This window comes from Catellatospora sp. NPDC049609, assembly GCF_040675365.1.
In the GTDB taxonomy this organism is placed as follows: Bacteria; Actinomycetota; Actinomycetes; order Mycobacteriales; family Micromonosporaceae; genus Catellatospora.
Genome location: NZ_JBFAOU010000451.1, coordinates 1 through 1,545, shown reverse-complemented (window position 1 = coordinate 1,545; position 1,545 = coordinate 1). Strand labels below are relative to the sequence as shown.

Sequence of the window (1,545 nt, the reverse complement as noted above, 5' to 3'; positions counted from 1 at the left end):
ACCGCGCTCAAGCGGTCCGACAGCGCGTCGGCGCGCCGTCGGCGTGCGCGCCGGCACCACGATCCATACGTGGCGGAGTCTCATCATGCGACTGTGCCCGGTGCGCGCAGATAACCATTCGTGCGAGAATCTTCCCGGGTACGGAAGCGGAACAGTGACATATGACATCTCACCTGTGACGTCAGCGTGCCGTACACTCGTCGTCGTCGGGTCTGGTGGTCCGGCGACCACTGCTCCGGGAGGGCGCGTTGACGCGGCAGGTTCTGGCCGACCCGTTCGGCATACCTCATGCATCCGCCGGCGACGCCACCCCGCCCCGGGCCCGTGGCACCAAGCTGGGCATCAACGTCGTGCAGCAGATCGTCAACGACATCGTGCGCGGCGTGCTCACCCCGGGCGCGACCCTGCCGCCGGAGGCCGACCTGTGCGACCAGTTCGGCGTCAGCCGGACCGTGATCCGCGAGTCCGTCAAGGTGGTGCAGGAGAAGGGCCTGGTCCGCATCGAGCACGGCCGGGGCACCCAGGTCACCGACCCCCGGCAGTGGAACCTGCTCGACGACGTGGTGCTCACCGCGATCATCGCCCACGACGCCAACCTCTCCTTCCTGGACGAGCTGGTGGCCACGCGCACGGCGCTGGAGGCGGACATGGCCGCGGCCGCGGCGACCGCGTACACCGCCGAGGACCGGCTGCGCATCAGCGCCTCCCTCGAGCTCATGCGGTCGAAGATCGACAATGTGGCGGAGTTCGCCGCCGCCGACGCGCACTTCCACGACATGGTCATGGCCGCATCACGCAACCGGCTCGGGCGCGCGATCGTCAACAGCATCCATGACAAGGCTCGCGGCAGCATGCGCTACCACGGCGAGTACAACGAAGCGGTGATGCGCCAGACCCTGGACGAGCACCAGGCGATACACGACGCCATCCTGGCCAAGGACCCGGCCGGCGCCGCCGCGACGATGCGTGCGCACATCACCGGCTCGTGGAGCCGCCGCCGTCCCCGGACCGACGCGGAGCCCCCGGCTTCGCCGTCCCGCCGGCAGTCGGCCCGCTGACCGAGCGCGCGGCCCCACCTCGGCGGGCGTAGGCCCGGCAGACGTATCTCCAGCCCACGTGCCGTCCATATGGGCCGGCACCGCCGTGCACTCCTTGATCCTTTCGTGCCGGTCGCCGTACAAATTCTTCGATCGGGTCTTGCTATGACGTCATACGTATGATGAGGTTGCGCCCAGAGCATTTCACGCGGGTGAACGCATGACGCCGTTCGCGAACTCCAGCGGATCGCGACGTGTCAGCCCATCAGCCGTCCCTCGTCAAAGGAGCACCAGGTGCCCTCCAGCCGCACCGCCGTCAGCGCAGGCATCAGCCGAGTGCCGGCCACTCGGCGGCCGCCCGGCGCGACGGCGGACGCCGGAGTGCTCAGTGTGTCGGGCGCCGCCGCAGAGACCGCGACTCCACGCGGGTCCGCAGTGGCCTGACACCACCAGACGACGCCGGCCCGCACCCCGCCGCCTGCCGGCCGGCGTCCCACCAGACCCGACT

General features: G+C 69.9%; 2 protein-coding genes. One reads left to right on the top strand and one right to left on the bottom strand.

Annotated features, from left to right (window positions below; genetic code table 11):
* The first annotated feature begins 248 nt into the window (after positions 1-248).
* Positions 249-1,058, top strand: a complete 810-nt coding sequence (locus AB0J67_RS41055; RefSeq protein WP_363491230.1) for a FadR/GntR family transcriptional regulator — start codon at positions 249-251, stop codon at positions 1,056-1,058.
* Between the two features lie 236 nt (positions 1,059-1,294).
* On the opposite strand, the gene AB0J67_RS41050 is transcribed toward AB0J67_RS41055, so the two are convergent.
* Positions 1,295-1,545: hypothetical protein (locus tag AB0J67_RS41050; protein ID WP_363491228.1), on the bottom strand; the 251-nt coding region annotated here is incomplete at its 5' end.